The organism is Aeromonas taiwanensis (genome assembly GCF_000820165.1).
Lineage (GTDB): Bacteria > Pseudomonadota > Gammaproteobacteria > Enterobacterales > Aeromonadaceae > Aeromonas > Aeromonas taiwanensis.
Genome location: NZ_CDDD01000069.1, coordinates 23,303 through 36,335, shown reverse-complemented (window position 1 = coordinate 36,335; position 13,033 = coordinate 23,303). Strand labels below are relative to the sequence as shown.

12 protein-coding genes are annotated in these 13,033 nt (G+C 61.2%); 4 read left to right on the top strand and 8 right to left on the bottom strand.

The genetic code is table 11. The features are described 5' to 3' along the window. Positions 1-130 precede the first annotated feature (130 nt). The 4 genes from BN1136_RS12505 to rsmF all read left to right on the top strand — a co-directional run bounded on the left by BN1136_RS12505 (position 131) and on the right by rsmF (position 5,532). Positions 131-772, top strand: a complete 642-nt coding sequence (locus BN1136_RS12505; protein WP_043760472.1) for a paraquat-inducible protein A — start codon at positions 131-133, stop codon at positions 770-772. Then, the gene (locus BN1136_RS12500; protein ID WP_043760474.1) at positions 750-1,358 is read left to right on the top strand and encodes a paraquat-inducible protein A; all 609 of its coding nucleotides are present in this window, start codon (positions 750-752) and stop codon (positions 1,356-1,358) included. Before BN1136_RS12505 ends, BN1136_RS12500 begins: the two co-directional genes overlap by 23 nt. A gap of 50 nt (positions 1,359-1,408) precedes the next feature. Continuing rightward, a complete protein-coding gene (locus BN1136_RS12495; protein ID WP_043760476.1) occupies positions 1,409-3,961 on the top strand; it encodes an MlaD family protein in 2,553 nt (850 codons plus the stop codon). A 140-nt stretch (positions 3,962-4,101) separates the two neighbouring features. Continuing rightward, positions 4,102-5,532: a 16S rRNA (cytosine(1407)-C(5))-methyltransferase RsmF gene (rsmF, locus tag BN1136_RS12490; protein ID WP_043760521.1), complete on the top strand. Its 1,431-nt coding sequence runs from the start codon at positions 4,102-4,104 to the stop codon at positions 5,530-5,532. A 235-nt stretch (positions 5,533-5,767) separates the two neighbouring features. On the opposite strand, the gene BN1136_RS12485 is transcribed toward rsmF, so the two are convergent. From BN1136_RS12485 to fabF, 8 genes are all read right to left on the bottom strand, one after another. Continuing rightward, positions 5,768-6,025: a RepB family protein gene (locus tag BN1136_RS12485; protein WP_043760478.1), complete on the bottom strand. Its 258-nt coding sequence runs from the start codon at positions 6,023-6,025 to the stop codon at positions 5,768-5,770. 172 nt (positions 6,026-6,197) lie between these two features. Further along, positions 6,198-7,187, bottom strand: coding sequence for a site-specific integrase (locus BN1136_RS12480; protein ID WP_043760481.1), 990 nt, complete (start codon positions 7,185-7,187; stop codon positions 6,198-6,200). A 326-nt stretch (positions 7,188-7,513) separates the two neighbouring features. Beyond that, the gene (locus BN1136_RS12475; RefSeq protein WP_043760483.1) at positions 7,514-8,293 is read right to left on the bottom strand and encodes a TatD family hydrolase; all 780 of its coding nucleotides are present in this window, start codon (positions 8,291-8,293) and stop codon (positions 7,514-7,516) included. A gap of 12 nt (positions 8,294-8,305) precedes the next feature. Then, complete coding sequence (gene holB / locus BN1136_RS12470; protein ID WP_043760485.1) at positions 8,306-9,253, bottom strand: DNA polymerase III subunit delta'; 948 nt, start codon at positions 9,251-9,253, stop codon at positions 8,306-8,308. Next, a complete protein-coding gene (tmk, locus tag BN1136_RS12465; protein WP_043760488.1) occupies positions 9,238-9,879 on the bottom strand; it encodes a dTMP kinase in 642 nt (213 codons plus the stop codon). Before tmk ends, holB begins: the two co-directional genes overlap by 16 nt. Beyond that, positions 9,879-10,880: an endolytic transglycosylase MltG gene (mltG, locus tag BN1136_RS12460; RefSeq protein WP_043760490.1), complete on the bottom strand. Its 1,002-nt coding sequence runs from the start codon at positions 10,878-10,880 to the stop codon at positions 9,879-9,881. The genes tmk and mltG overlap by 1 nt, the downstream gene beginning before the upstream one ends. Continuing rightward, positions 10,870-11,709 carry an aminodeoxychorismate lyase gene (gene pabC, locus BN1136_RS12455; RefSeq protein WP_043760492.1) on the bottom strand — a complete coding sequence of 280 codons (840 nt, stop codon included), beginning with the start codon at positions 11,707-11,709 and terminating at the stop codon, positions 10,870-10,872. The genes mltG and pabC overlap by 11 nt, the downstream gene beginning before the upstream one ends. Before the next feature lie 44 nt (positions 11,710-11,753). Beyond that, positions 11,754-12,995, bottom strand: coding sequence for a beta-ketoacyl-ACP synthase II (fabF, locus tag BN1136_RS12450; RefSeq protein ID WP_043760493.1), 1,242 nt, complete (start codon positions 12,993-12,995; stop codon positions 11,754-11,756). Positions 12,996-13,033 lie beyond the last annotated feature (38 nt).

Below are 13,033 nucleotides of genomic sequence, written 5' to 3'. Positions count from 1 at the left end.
TCAGGATTGTTGCCGCTCCCCCACTCCACTGGGCGATCTGCCCCTTTTCTTGGGTACGGCGTGCGGTGCGGCAAGACAGGAAGGGCATTTTAGGGTAAATTTTATCAATTCCTTCAACAGGTTGAATTGTATGTCGGATCCGCATTCCGTGATCGTCTGCCCGGCCTGCGACTTGCTGATCGAACGCAAGTTGTTGCCGCTGCGGCGTCACGCCCATTGTCCCCGCTGTCACCAGCACCTCTACGGGCGCTATGCCTTTCGCCCTTCCCAGTTGATGGCGCTGACCATCACCGGCTTCCTGCTTTTGCCCTCTGCGTTTTTTGAGCCGTTGATCTACCTGCGTCTGGCCGGGGTCAATTCCGAGGCAAACCTGGTGAAGGGCATTCTGATGCTGTTCTCAGAGAGCGAGGTCTGGGTGGCGAGCCTGGTGCTCTGGTGCGCCGTGGTGTCACCGACGGGGTTGCTGCTCGGTGTGTTTGCGCTGGCATCCGGGCTCGCCAAACGCTGGCACCTGCTGGCCTTGACCCTGAAATCGGTCGAGGTCTTCCGCCACTGGGCCATGCTGGAGGTGTACATCGTCAGCCTGCTGGTCGCCCTGTTCAAGCTGGTCGATATCGCCGACGTGCGTCTGGGGGGAGGCCTGCTCAGCCTGGGTTGCCTGATGCTGCTCAACATGACGCTGCTCATCCTCTTCGATCCCGCCCCCTACTGGGCTCGGATCCCGCTGCAACAGGCCACGGAGCCAGACAATGACCCTGACCAGCGCACGTAAACTGGGGCTCTGTCGCTGTCATACCTGCGGCTTGCTGGTGCGCTACCAGAGCGCCATGAGCTGCCCACGTTGCCAGACACCCTTGCAGATGCGCATTCCCCATTCCCTCGCCTGGACGTGGGGACTGCTGGCGCTGGCCACCTTCATGCTGTTGCCGGCCAATCTCTTGCCCATCACCCACTTCTACAACAAGGGATTATTGCAGTCCGATACCATCTTCAGCGGTATCATGGCGCTCTATCGCAGCAAGATGTCCGGCATCGCCACCATAGTGCTGACCGCGAGCATCGTAGTCCCCATCGGCAAGATAGTGGGTCTTGGGTGGATCTGCTGGCAGTTGCAGCGCAGCAAGCCGGTACGCCGCAAGCGTCAGCTCATCATGTACCGCATCATCGATTTCATCGGGCGCTGGTCCATGCTGGACCTGTTCGTCATCTCGCTGATGGTGGCCCTGGTGGATCGCGGCGTACTGCTCAACGTGCGTGCCGGTCCCGGGGCGACGGCTTTTGCCGGCGTGGTGGTGCTCACCATGATGTCGGCCCGGATGCTCGATACCCGCCTGTTGTGGGACAAGGCGGCCCGTTAATGTCTTTTGTGTCGGATGTGCTGTGATCACAGCCAATGTAAGGAGTCCGTATGATCGGGGCTGAACCCGTCATTAAGAAACATCGCTGGTTATCCCCGGTCTGGCTGTTGCCCTTCATCGCCCTCTTGCTGGCGGGAGGCTTCCTCTACCAGCAGTGGGCAAGCAGCGGCCAGATGATCCGCATCAACTTTGCCCAGGGCAACGGCATCCTGCCGGGCAAGACCCAGCTGCGCTATCAGGGGGTGGCCATCGGTGTCGTCCAGGAGCTGGGGCTGGCGGAGGATGGTCGCAAGATAGCAGTGCTGGCCAAGGTCGACAGTCGCGCCCGCCCGCTCATTCGCAAGGGGTCCGACTTTTGGCTGGTGAGCCCCAAGGCGTCGCTCACCGAGATCTCCGGCCTGGATACCCTGGTTTCCGGCAACTACATCAACGTGCAGCCCGGCCGGGAGAACAACCCGCTGGAGGACGAGTTCGATGCCCAGGACGGCCCTCCCCCCGGCTATCAGGCCCAGGGGCGGACCCTGCACCTGACCGCCGACTCGCTGGGGTCGGTCGGTATCGGGGCCAAGATCTACTTCCGCGGGCTGGAGGTGGGGAGTGTCATCAATACCCGCCTCGGGGAAGCGAACCAGAACGTGATCCTGGATCTGGTGATAGAGCCGCGCTTCGAACACCTCGTCAAGACGGATAGCCGCTTCTGGAACATCAGCGGCATCAAGGGCTCCTTCAGCCTGGCGGGCGTGAGCGTGGAGGCCGGCAGCCTTACCTCCATCCTGAGCGGCGGCATCGCCTTTGACTCCCCCAAGGATTCCCCCATCGCCCAGAAGGGGGTGAATTTTGTCCTCTACAAGGGGCTGGCCGAGGCGGCCCGGGGCGAGCGAATCACCATCCAGGCGGGCGAACTCCCCATCAAGGAGGGCATGCCCATCCTGTATGAAGGGATCGAGATTGGCCGGGTCGACCCCATTCGCCTGACCGAGCAGGGCCGGGTCGTGACGGCGCTGATCAACCCTGAACAGGCATTTCGGATGACCGGCAAGAGCCGCCTCCTCTGGGAGACGGTCTCCCTCTCCCCGTCCGGCGTCAAGCATGCGGATCGCCTGCTGGCCGGGCCCGCCATCCGCCTTGACTACGTGGCAGGTGAGCAGGTCAACACCATGACGCTGACGGAGCAGGCACAGCGTGGCGGCACCAGGCTGACCCTGCAGGCGGACGATCTCGCCGGCTTGAGCGAGGGCGCACCGCTCTGGTTCAAGGGGCTGCAGATAGGCCAGCTGGGGACGCTGACCCTGGATGCGGGGGGCAATGCCCGCGTCGACCTGCTGGTGAACGAAGGTTATCAGCACCTGCTGCAGCGGGCGCGCTTCTACCGTGCGTCCCCCCTGCAGGTCGAGGCCGATCTCAGCGGGCTCAAGGTGGAGGCCAGTCCGGCGAGTGCTTGGCTGGCGGGCGGGATCAAACTGGTACAGGCACCACAGGGCGAGCGTATCGATCGCCTCTACCCCAGCCAGGAGCTGGCCCTGCTCGGCAGTCGCAACGCCAGGCCGGCACGCTGGACACTGCGCGCAGAGCAGGCTGACGGCATCGGTATTGGCTCCCCCGTGTTCTACCTGGGGTTGGAAGCGGGCAAGGTCAAAGGGCTGAAAGCCGAGGATGGTGGCGTGGCGATCACCCTGGAGATCGACGCCACCTATGCCCCCCTCCTCAAGCTGCAGCCCCAGTTCTGGAAGAAGGCCGCCATCGACGGCAAGATCCGGCTCGACGGGGTACAGGTCAAGATGGGTAACCTCGCCACCCTGCTGCGCGGTGCCATCGAGTTCGACAGCCTCGGCACCGGTCGCAGCAGTCATCAGCTTTTTGACAGTAAGGAGCAGGCCGGCACCCAGGTGCGACCCCTCACCCTGACCGCCGATCATAACCCGGGGCTCGGGGTCGGCAGTCCCATCCGCTATCGGGGAGTCGACATCGGCAAGGTGGAGCAGATCGAGCTGGATCCCTCCCTCGGCCAGGTGCGCTTCAAGGCCGAGCTGGCGCAGCAGTATGCCCCCCGCTTCCTGCAATCCGGGGCGCGCTATACCCTGGTGCAGGCCAAGGTGGGGCTGGGGGGCGTCGCCCACCTCGACACCCTGATCAAGGGCGCCTTCGTGGAGGCCACCCCGGGCCAGGGCGCGGGCAAGGAGCGATTCCCGCTGAGCGAGAGCGGCCCCGTCGGTCTGGCACTGACCCTCAGGAGCCCCGCCGTCGACGGCGTCAGCGTGGGCAGCCCTCTGCTGTTTCGCAAGATGGTGGTGGGCAGCGTCACCGGCGTGGTGCTGGCCCGCGATGGCAGCGAGGTGCTGATCGACGTGAACGTCGACGGGCAGTACGCCCACCTGGTGCGAGCCAACAGCCGCTTCTGGAACGTCTCCGGCGTCAAGGCCGACATCGGCCTGACCGGTGGCACCATAGAGGTGGAAACCGTGCAGAGCCTGCTGGCCGGCGGCATCGCCTTCAATACCCCGGAGCGGGAGATGGGGGCCACCGTCAAGGCCGGTCACCGTTATCCGCTGCACTCCAAAGCGGAGAAGGAGTGGCTGGAGTGGAGCCCCCGCATCCAGCCCTGATCCCTTGCTCATATGAAAAACCGGCCGTGTGCCGGTTTTTTTATGGGCCCTCCTTTCACCGCCGGGCGAAAGGCGCCTGAAGGAAATGCTCGCACTGTGGTAAGATGTCGCCCCTCATTTTGGGTCAGCGAGATTGCGACGTGCACGACAACACCTACCTTCCCGATCACTTCCTCCGCCACATTGCGGCCATCATGCCGTCCCATCTCTCCATGGAGGAGTTCGTGGCGAGTTGTCGTCGCCCGCTGCGGCGCAGCATCCGGGTCAACACTCTCAAGATCGCCGTGCCCGAGTTTGTCGCCCGCATGGCCCCCCTGGGTTGGCAACTGGACCCCGTTCCCTGGTGCGAGACCGGCTTCTGGCTGACCCGCAGCGACGAGAGCGTCCCCCTTGGCAACACCGCCGAACACCTGTGCGGCCTCTTCTACATCCAGGAGGCGAGTTCCATGCTGCCGGTGACGGCGCTCTTTGCCAGCGAACGCATCAAACGGGATGGCATGTTGCTGGACGCGGCCGCTGCCCCCGGCTCCAAGACCACCCAGATCGCGGCCCTGATGGAGAACCAGGGGATGCTGATCGCCAACGAGTTTTCCAGCAGCAGGCTCAAGGTGCTGAGTGCGAATATCCAGCGCTGCGGTGTGACCAACGTGGGGATGACCCACTTCGATGCCAAGGTCTTTGGCCAGTGGTTGCCGGAGACCTTCGACGCCATCTTGCTCGATGCCCCCTGCTCCGGTGAGGGGACGGTGCGCAAGGATGAAGATGCCCTGCGCAACTGGAGCCTCGAGAGCATCGAGGAGATCGCGGCCGTGCAGCAGGGTTTGCTGGAGAGTGCCTTCCACGCGCTCAAGCCTGGCGGCGTCCTGGTCTACTCCACCTGTACCCTGAGTGAGCAGGAGAACCAGGCCGTGTGCCAATCCCTGCTGGACAAATTCGGCGATGCCCTGAGTTTCGACTCCCTGGCAGACCTCTTCCCGGGAGCGGAGCAGGCTTGCTCGACGGAAGGATACCTGCACGTTTGGCCCCAGATCTTCGATTCTGAAGGTTTTTTCGTCGCCAGATTGCGCAAGCACCACTCCGTACCCAACACCATGTTCAAGCCGGGCAAGCTCGGCAAATTCCCCTTCTCTCCCCTGCCGGAGAAAGAAGCCGTTCCCATGCTGCGGGAGATCGAGGGGAGCTTCGGGACCGCTCCCCGTGGCCAGCTGTTTGGCCGCAACGACGAGATCTGGCTCTTCCCCGATGCCTTCGAGCAGGTACAGGGCAAGCTGCGCTTCGATCGCATCGGCATCAAGCTGGCGGAAACCTTCAAGAAGGGATATCGGTTGACCCATGAATGGGCGCTTGCCTATGGCGCGCTGGCCACGCGGGGATGCATCGATCTGGATGTCGCCAATGCGCGGGAATTCATGATGGGGCGGGATGTCTGGCCCGAGCAAGAGGCGGGTAACGGCGAGGTCATCGTCCGCTATCAGGGGCATCCGCTCGGCATGGGGAAATGGGTGGGGAGTCGCATCAAGAATGCCCTGCCCCGCGAACTGGTACGGGACAACAACCTATTCAACGAGTGAGCTCGGGCGCCGGTAAAAGGCGCCTGTTCGAGTCTTAAAAACCCACACTCTGGTTGAACATTTAGCCGGTTCTTGAAATGCCTCTAGCCTTGTCTAAGCTTAAGGCTATCCACATACCAGTTAGCGCACGGCTCTGCAAGGAGCCAATTCCCCTATGCCAGGTACAAGGAATTCGTACCTGGCTTTTTTTGTCCCTATGCCTTTTCGAAGCATCCCTGTTTCTCCTTTCTCTTCCCTACTCCAGGGTCTCCACCGGCGATCTCTCCGAACGCACATGAGGCACCAGCTCATGCTGGTAGAGCAGATCGATCGCCTGCTCGATGAGGGAGGCCTGGCTGTCTTCCAGGTGGAGACCCAGTTCCTGCAACCGCTCGGCATGGCGATTGCTAATCCAGCATTGCAGCCGGCTGTGGGTTTCCTGCTTGCGCTTCACATGTTGACGCTGTCGCTCGGCATTGTCTTGTGCCTCGCGCATCTTCATTTCTTGGCTCATATGACCTTGCTGGATAGAAAAATGGAGGCTGTTATCTCTCACTTATTCCCGTGTTAAGGCAAGGATGACAGCATTATGCTCACCTCCCGACTCAGGAACCAAATGAAGGGATAAATATATCATCAGATCAATGGGATATCATTTAACATAAAAATATCAGTGACGCGGTTATTTAAAGCAGCCCCGCAAGAGCATGATCGGAGAACTTGTGCGCATCGTCGAAGTACTCCTGCAGGGTGCGCATGTCCTTGTGACGGGTCACCTCGATAATCTTGTTCATGGGCTTGCCCGCCGTCACCGCCGAGGTGATGAATCCCCGCCTGAGACTGTGGCCACTCACATGCAGATCATTGATGACCTGACCGGTTCGCCGCTTGATCATCAGGTTGATACCCTGTGGCCCTAACGGGTCAGCTGTGAGCTGTCCCCAGCGGGTCATCCTGCGAAACAGGGCTCCCTCGCGGATCCTGCTCTGGGTGAGCCAACGCTGCAACGCCGACACCGGACAGTATTGCTTGCCAGGGATCAGGGCGATTTCGGTTTCGTGGAGCTGATGCTTGCTCGGCTTGAGACGAAGCCGTATCCCCTGCCCCACGAATTGCAGATCATCCACCTCTATCCTGGCGGCTTCCGAGCGGCGCAGGGCACCGCTGAACATCAGCAGCAGCAGGGTGTGATCCCGCAGTCCCGCCAGGTTGGAAGTGTCTATCTCGTCGAGCACATTGGCCAGAGGTTGCAGGGTCAGGGCGCCCGTCTTGCGTTTGCGGTTATCCCCGAGTCGCACTATGCCACGCATCATCTCCTTTATCTCGGCATGTTCGGTCGGCATGGGGTGGATGCCCTTCTGCTTGAAGGCAAAACGGATGCCGGCGAGCCGTCTCACCAGGGTCGCCGGTTTGCGCGGTTCCCCGTTGCGCAGCTCTCCCTTCCCCTCTTCTTTGTCCAGCCACACCCAGTCCGCCAGAATACCGTCGGCCTGATCCGCGAGAAAATTCATGATGTCGTGATGGGTAGTCTGCAGGGGATCAAGCCCGTGCAATTGGCACCAACAGACAAAGATACGGGTGTCAGCCTGGTAGGCATTGAGGGTAGAGCCTGCTTTGGCACTGCGTAAAAACCGCCTCGCCCTGCTATTGAGCTGCGCGTCGAAGACACTTTGCAATGAGTGGGCTGCTGAACTTGAGAGGGTTGGATGGGTCACGTAAGTTGATGATTTTATGTGAAGTTGCGTAGGATCTTACAGGATCTTTCAAGGTTATCAAGTATCGATAATATTCATTATCGATACTTGATGTCTCTATTTACTGTCTCCTTTTCCTCTCGGATTCTATTCGTAGCATCCTCTGATACCGATGCCTGAGTCCATCGGAAAATACATGAGCTAGATATCGTCGTAAGAGATAACGATGTGGATAGTTGATTTTTACCGGGAGGGATGATGCCTGGATATTTAAAATAATCAGCCCCGACAAGCGGGGCTGATTGAGGTTATTTCTTTGCCAGTTTGAACAGCGTGAAGAAATTGTGACTGGTGGCCTCTGCCAATTCGGCCAGCGGGATCTGGCGAAGATCGGCAATGAACTGGGCCACGTCCCGCACAAATGCGGGTTCGTTCTCCCTCCCCCGGTGGGGAACCGGCGCCAGATAGGGCGAGTCGGTTTCGACCAGCAGGCGTTCCAGTGGCAATGCCTTGACCACGGCCTGCAGGGCGGCTGCATTCTTGAAGGTGGCTATCCCAGAGATGGATATATAGAACCCCATGGCCATCGCGGCCTCGGCCATCTCGAGGGACTCGGTGAAGCAGTGCAGCACACCACCTACCTGCTCCGCCCCCTCCTCCCGCATGATCCTCAGTGTGTCTTCCTGGGCATCCCGGGTATGGATGATGAGCGGCTTGTTCAGGGCCCGGGCCACCCGGATATGCTCCCGGAAGGAGACTTGCTGTACGTCCTTGTTTTCCGGTGAGTAGAAGTAGTCGAGCCCGGTTTCCCCGATGGCGACCACCCTGTCGTCCGCAGCCTGGGTCAGCAGCAAGGGTGCATCGACACCGGGATCCTGATTGAGCGGGTGAACACCACAGGAGGCAAACACCTGGGGATAGGGGGCGATGGCGGCCAGCATGGTCGGGAATTGCGCCTGGGTCACGCTCACACAGAGAAAGTATCCCACGTCCTGTTGCGCCGCCTTGGCCAGCACATCGGCAATGTCTGTCTGCTTTGTGCCATAGCTAAGGCGATCGAGGTGGCAATGGGAATCAACGAGTAACATAGACAACCTTGTTTATAACCAGCGATTGAGCCAGTTCATCAGATGGATGGTGGGGTTGGAGAGCTGGCCTGGTTGGCACGCCGCCTTGAGCGCGACCAGTTGCTGCTCGGCTTCGAGCAGCCGTTCGCTGCCGTGGCGTTCCGCCAGCTGTTGGCTCAGCACCGCCAGATCCGGCATCGCCAGCTGGTGGTGGCCACAGCCCGCCTGGGTCTTGAGGGCATCGCACAAGAACAGCTGCAGCCAGTGCAACCGGACCTGGGTCGCATCAGCCAGCTGGGCACAGACGCTCGTCGCCCGGCTGGGCGTCTGCGACAGGGAGATGAAGCCCTCGAGCAGAGTACGCCTGGCGCTGTCCTGCTCCTCCTCGATGTAATTCAAAACCCGAAGCGGCGCCCCCTGGCAGATCCGCACCTGTGCCTGGGTGGCCTGATGCCCCTGATCTGCCAGCCAGGCCAGGGTATCCCCTTCCGACGGCAGCTGGCAGACATGCTTGTGGCAACGACTGAGGATGGTGGGCAGCAGGCGGGAGACCTGGGAGGCGATCAGCAGCAGCAGGCTGTCCCCTGCCGGCTCTTCCAGGGTTTTCAGCAAGGCGTTGGCGGCGGATTCCGTCATGCGCTCCGCATCCCGGATGATCACCACCTTGCCTCGACCGAGCTGGGAGGTGCTCTGCAGACGGCCGCAGATCTCGCGGATGGCTTCAACCCCTATGGTCTTGCCCTCGGGCCCTATGGTGCCAAGATCCGGGTGATGGCCCTTCTCGAACAGCTGGCAGGAGTGACACTGACCGCAAGGCTCGCCCCGTTGTGGTTGCTGGCACAGGTGCAGTCGGGCCAGGCGCTCGGCCAGCTGCTCCTTGCCAAGGCCGGGATCCCCGAGCAGCAGCCAGGCGTGCCCGAGCCGTCCGGCCTGGGCAGTCTGGCTCAGGGCATGCCAGTCCGGGATCAACCAGGGATACATAGTCCCTCGCTTGCCAGATAGTGCGCCAGCGCCGCTTCGATGGCGACCTTGACTTGCGCCGGAGCCTGGCCGGCATCGATCACCTGGATGGTATCATCGGCGGCCGCCAGCTCGAGGTAGCGTTGACGGGTGCGCTCGAAGAAACCGATCTGCTCCAGCTCAATCCTGTCCAGCTCACCGCGATGACGGGCACGCTGCAAGCCGATGGCGGGATCGATATCGAGGTAGAGGGTCAAGTCCGGCTTGAAATCGCCGAGCACGGCCCGCTTGATGGCGCCGATGAGGTTCGCATCGATGCCGCGGCCGCCCCCCTGATAGGCCTGGGAGGAGAGATCGTGGCGATCGCCCACCACCCAGACGCCGTCGGCCAGCGCCGGTTTGATCCGGGTCTCCACCAGTTGTACCCGGGAGGCATACATCAGCAGCAGTTCGGCCTCCAGGGTCAGGCGCTCGTCGTGCACCTCCTTGACGATGGCCCGCATCCGCTCCGCCAGCGGCGTGCCACCCGGCTCACGGGTGCATTCGATCCGCTCGATGCCATGGGCCCGTAAATAGTCGGTCACGTAGCGCACCGCGGAGCTCTTCCCTGCCCCTTCCAATCCTTCAATCACGATAAATTTAGACATTAGGGCTTCTTCAATATGTATTCGCGTACCGCCCGATTGTGTTCATCGAGGGTCTTGGAGAAATAGTGGGCACCGCCCCCCTTGGCAACGAAATAGAGATAGTCGGTCGACAGGGGATTGAGCGCAGCCTCGATGGACGCCTTGCCCGGCATGGCGATGGGAGTCGGCGGCAAGCCGTCGATCACATAGGTGTTGTAGGGGTTCACGTCGGTCAGATCGCTGCGGCGAATGTTGCCATCGTACCTGTCCTTCACTCCGTAGATGACGGTGGGATCGGTCTGCAGCTTCATGCCAAGGCGCAGGCGATTGACGAACACAGAGGCGATCTGGGCCCGCTCATCCGGCTGACCCGTCTCTTTCTCGATGATGGAGGCCATGATCAGCGCCTCATACGGAGTCTTGTAGGGCAGATTGGCCTGACGCTTCTCCCAGGATTCATCCAGGAAGGCTTTCATGTCCTGATAGGCGCGGCGCAGGATGGAGATGTCGCTGGCATGGGTGGTGTAGGCGTAGGTTTCCGGAAGGAACCAGCCCTCCAGCTTGCCATTTTCGATGCCAAGCTCCTGGGCCAGGTCCGCCTCACTCTGCTCCAGGGTCAGGCGCTCCAGATAGGGTGCACTGGAGAGCTGCTTCAGCCAGTCTTCAAAACGGGAGCCCTCGACGAAGGTCAGGCTGAAGTGAAACTCCTTGCCCGATGCAAACAGGGAGAGGGTCTCCTTGAGCGGAGCCCCCTCCTTGATCTCGTAAGTACCGGACTTGATAGCCACCAGTTCGGGGTGGCCGCGCAACCAGAGGCGCACCGCCCAGGGGCTGGTATCCCCCTCCCCCAATTCGGCAATCAGGCGCGCCGCATGGGCGCCTTTTTCGACGGTAAAGAGGCGGGTCGGCCCCTTGTTGGTGAGGGTCTCCACCTGTTGCCATTTGTAATATACATACCCTCCCGCGGCGGCAACGGTCAGTGCCGCCCCCGCGATCAGGGTGTAGAGCCGATTAAACTTCAATGACCAAACGCTCCTGTAAACGGCGGATCAATACCGGGCTGGGATAGTGCACATCCCCGATGCGGGTGATCGGTACTATACCCATCAGGGTATTGGTCAACCATACTTCTTCGGCCTGCCATAAAGACTCCAAAGGAGCCTCAACGACACGCAGTTCAATGCCCATCTGTTTAAGCATCGCCATCACACGCTTGCGCATGATGCCATCAATCCCGGCGCGGGAGAGATCCGGTGTGAACACCGTCCTGCCACGACGCCAAAACAGATTTGCGCTGACCCCTTCTACCAGAAATCCCCGACTGTTCAATACTATACCTTCGACTCCGCCACGCGCCGCAAGTTCGCGCTTCAGCATAACTTGTTCCAGACGCCCGAGGGTCTTGAGGCCCGCCAGCATGGGGACATCTCCCAGCTGCTGCTGGCAGACCAGGGCGGTGATGCCGTCCTGCTGCCAGCCATGATAATGCGCCGGGTAGGGCGCCAGGGAGACGATGCGGGTCGGCGTGTCGCATCCGGTACAGTCATAGCCCCGTCCGCCGGCGCCCCGGGTCAGCACTATCTTGACGACAGCCTGCGTCTGCCCTGCTGCCAATTGCGCCACTTCGGTGGCGAGAAGATCCCAGGGCTGATCGGCCATGCCGAGCCGGGCGTTGGCATATTGCAGCCGGGCCAGATGGGCCGGCCACCAGACCACCTTCCCCTCCCTCGCCAGCATGGTAGTGAAATGGCCATCGCCATATGCCAAGCCACGATCCCTGGCGCTGAGGGTTTCTGTCGGTATTCCGTTAATCAGCAAGTGGATCCCTCCGATAAAAAAGGCCCGATACATGGTATCGGGCCCGACTCTTTGCGTAGCAAGCCGCCCAGGGCGAATTATACGCGTTTGAAGATCAGGGAGCCATTGGTGCCGCCAAAACCAAAGGAGTTGGACAGGGCATACTCGAACTGACCGGCCTTGGCCACGTGGGGCACCAGATCCAGATCGCACTCCTCATCCGGATTGTCCAGGTTGATGGTGGGAGGCACCATCTGGTCACGCAGGGAGAGCACGGTGATGATGGCCTCGATGGCCCCCGCCGCCCCCAACAGGTGACCGGTCATGGACTTGGTGGAGCTGACCATCAGGGACTTGGCGTGCTCGCCAAACACCTTCTTCATGCCGCGCAGCTCGGCGACATCGCCCAGCGGAGTGGAGGTGCCGTGGGCGTTGATGTAACCCACCTGCTCGGGCGCGATGCCGGCATCCTTGATGGCGTTCTTCATGGCGCGCGCACCACCGTCACCGTCAGAGGGGGGCGCCGTCATGTGATAGGCGTCGCCGCTCATGCCAAAACCGACCAGCTCGGCATAGATCTTGGCGCCACGGGCCTTGGCATGCTCGTACTCTTCCAGCACCAGGACTCCGGCACCGTCACCCAGCACGAAGCCATCGCGATCCTTGTCCCAGGGACGGCTCGCCTTCTGCGGCTCGTCATTGCGGGTAGAGAGTGCCTTGGCAGCGGCAAATCCGCCCATGCCCATGGGGGTCGATGCCTTCTCGGCGCCACCGGCCACCATCACGTCCGCATCGCCATAGGCGATCATGCGTCCGGCCATGCCGATGGCATGGGTGCCTGTGGTGCAGGCGGTGGTGACGGCGATGTTCGGGCCCTGCAGGCCTTTCATGATGGAGAGATGACCGGACACCATATTGATGATGGTGGACGGTACGAAGAAGGGGCTCAGCTTGCGGGGACCGCCGTTGACGAGGCTGCTGTGGTTCTGCTCGATGAGACCCAGGCCGCCGATGCCGGAGCCGATGGCGACGCCAACCTGCTCGGCATTTTCTTCGTTGATGACCAGGCCGGAATCGTCCAGTGCCTGCACACCCGCCGCCACGCCGTACTGGATGAAGAGATCCATCTTGCGGGCTTCTTTGCGGTTGATGCCGAACTGTTCGGGATCGAAATCTTTGACCAGGCCTGCGAAACGGGTCGCAAACTCGCTGGCATCAAAATGGTCGATGAGGGAAATGCCGCTCTGCCCGTTGAGCAGGGCTTGCCAGCTGGATTCGGCAGTGTTGCCTACCGGGGAAAGCATCCCCAAGCCGGTCACCACGACTCTGCGTTTTGACACTGAGGTAGTCTCCGAGAGGTGTTTTGAAAGGGGGTAAA

Bases quoted from the DNA above. Each gene is read 5' to 3' on its own strand.
- BN1136_RS12505 (WP_043760472.1), top strand. From the start codon at position 131: ATGTCGGATCCGCATTCCGTGATCGTCTGCCCGGCCTGCGACTTGCTG.
- BN1136_RS12500 (WP_043760474.1), top strand. From the start codon at position 750: ATGACCCTGACCAGCGCACGTAAACTGGGGCTCTGTCGCTGTCATACC.
- BN1136_RS12495 (WP_043760476.1), top strand. From the start codon at position 1,409: ATGATCGGGGCTGAACCCGTCATTAAGAAACATCGCTGGTTATCCCCG.
- BN1136_RS12485 (WP_043760478.1), bottom strand. From the start codon at position 6,025: ATGAGCCAAGAAATGAAGATGCGCGAGGCACAAGACAATGCCGAGCGA.
- BN1136_RS12475 (WP_043760483.1), bottom strand. From the start codon at position 8,293: ATGTTACTCGTTGATTCCCATTGCCACCTCGATCGCCTTAGCTATGGC.
- holB (WP_043760485.1), bottom strand. From the start codon at position 9,253: ATGTATCCCTGGTTGATCCCGGACTGGCATGCCCTGAGCCAGACTGCC.
- tmk (WP_043760488.1), bottom strand. From the start codon at position 9,879: ATGTCTAAATTTATCGTGATTGAAGGATTGGAAGGGGCAGGGAAGAGC.
- pabC (WP_043760492.1), bottom strand. From the start codon at position 11,709: ATGTATCGGGCCTTTTTTATCGGAGGGATCCACTTGCTGATTAACGGA.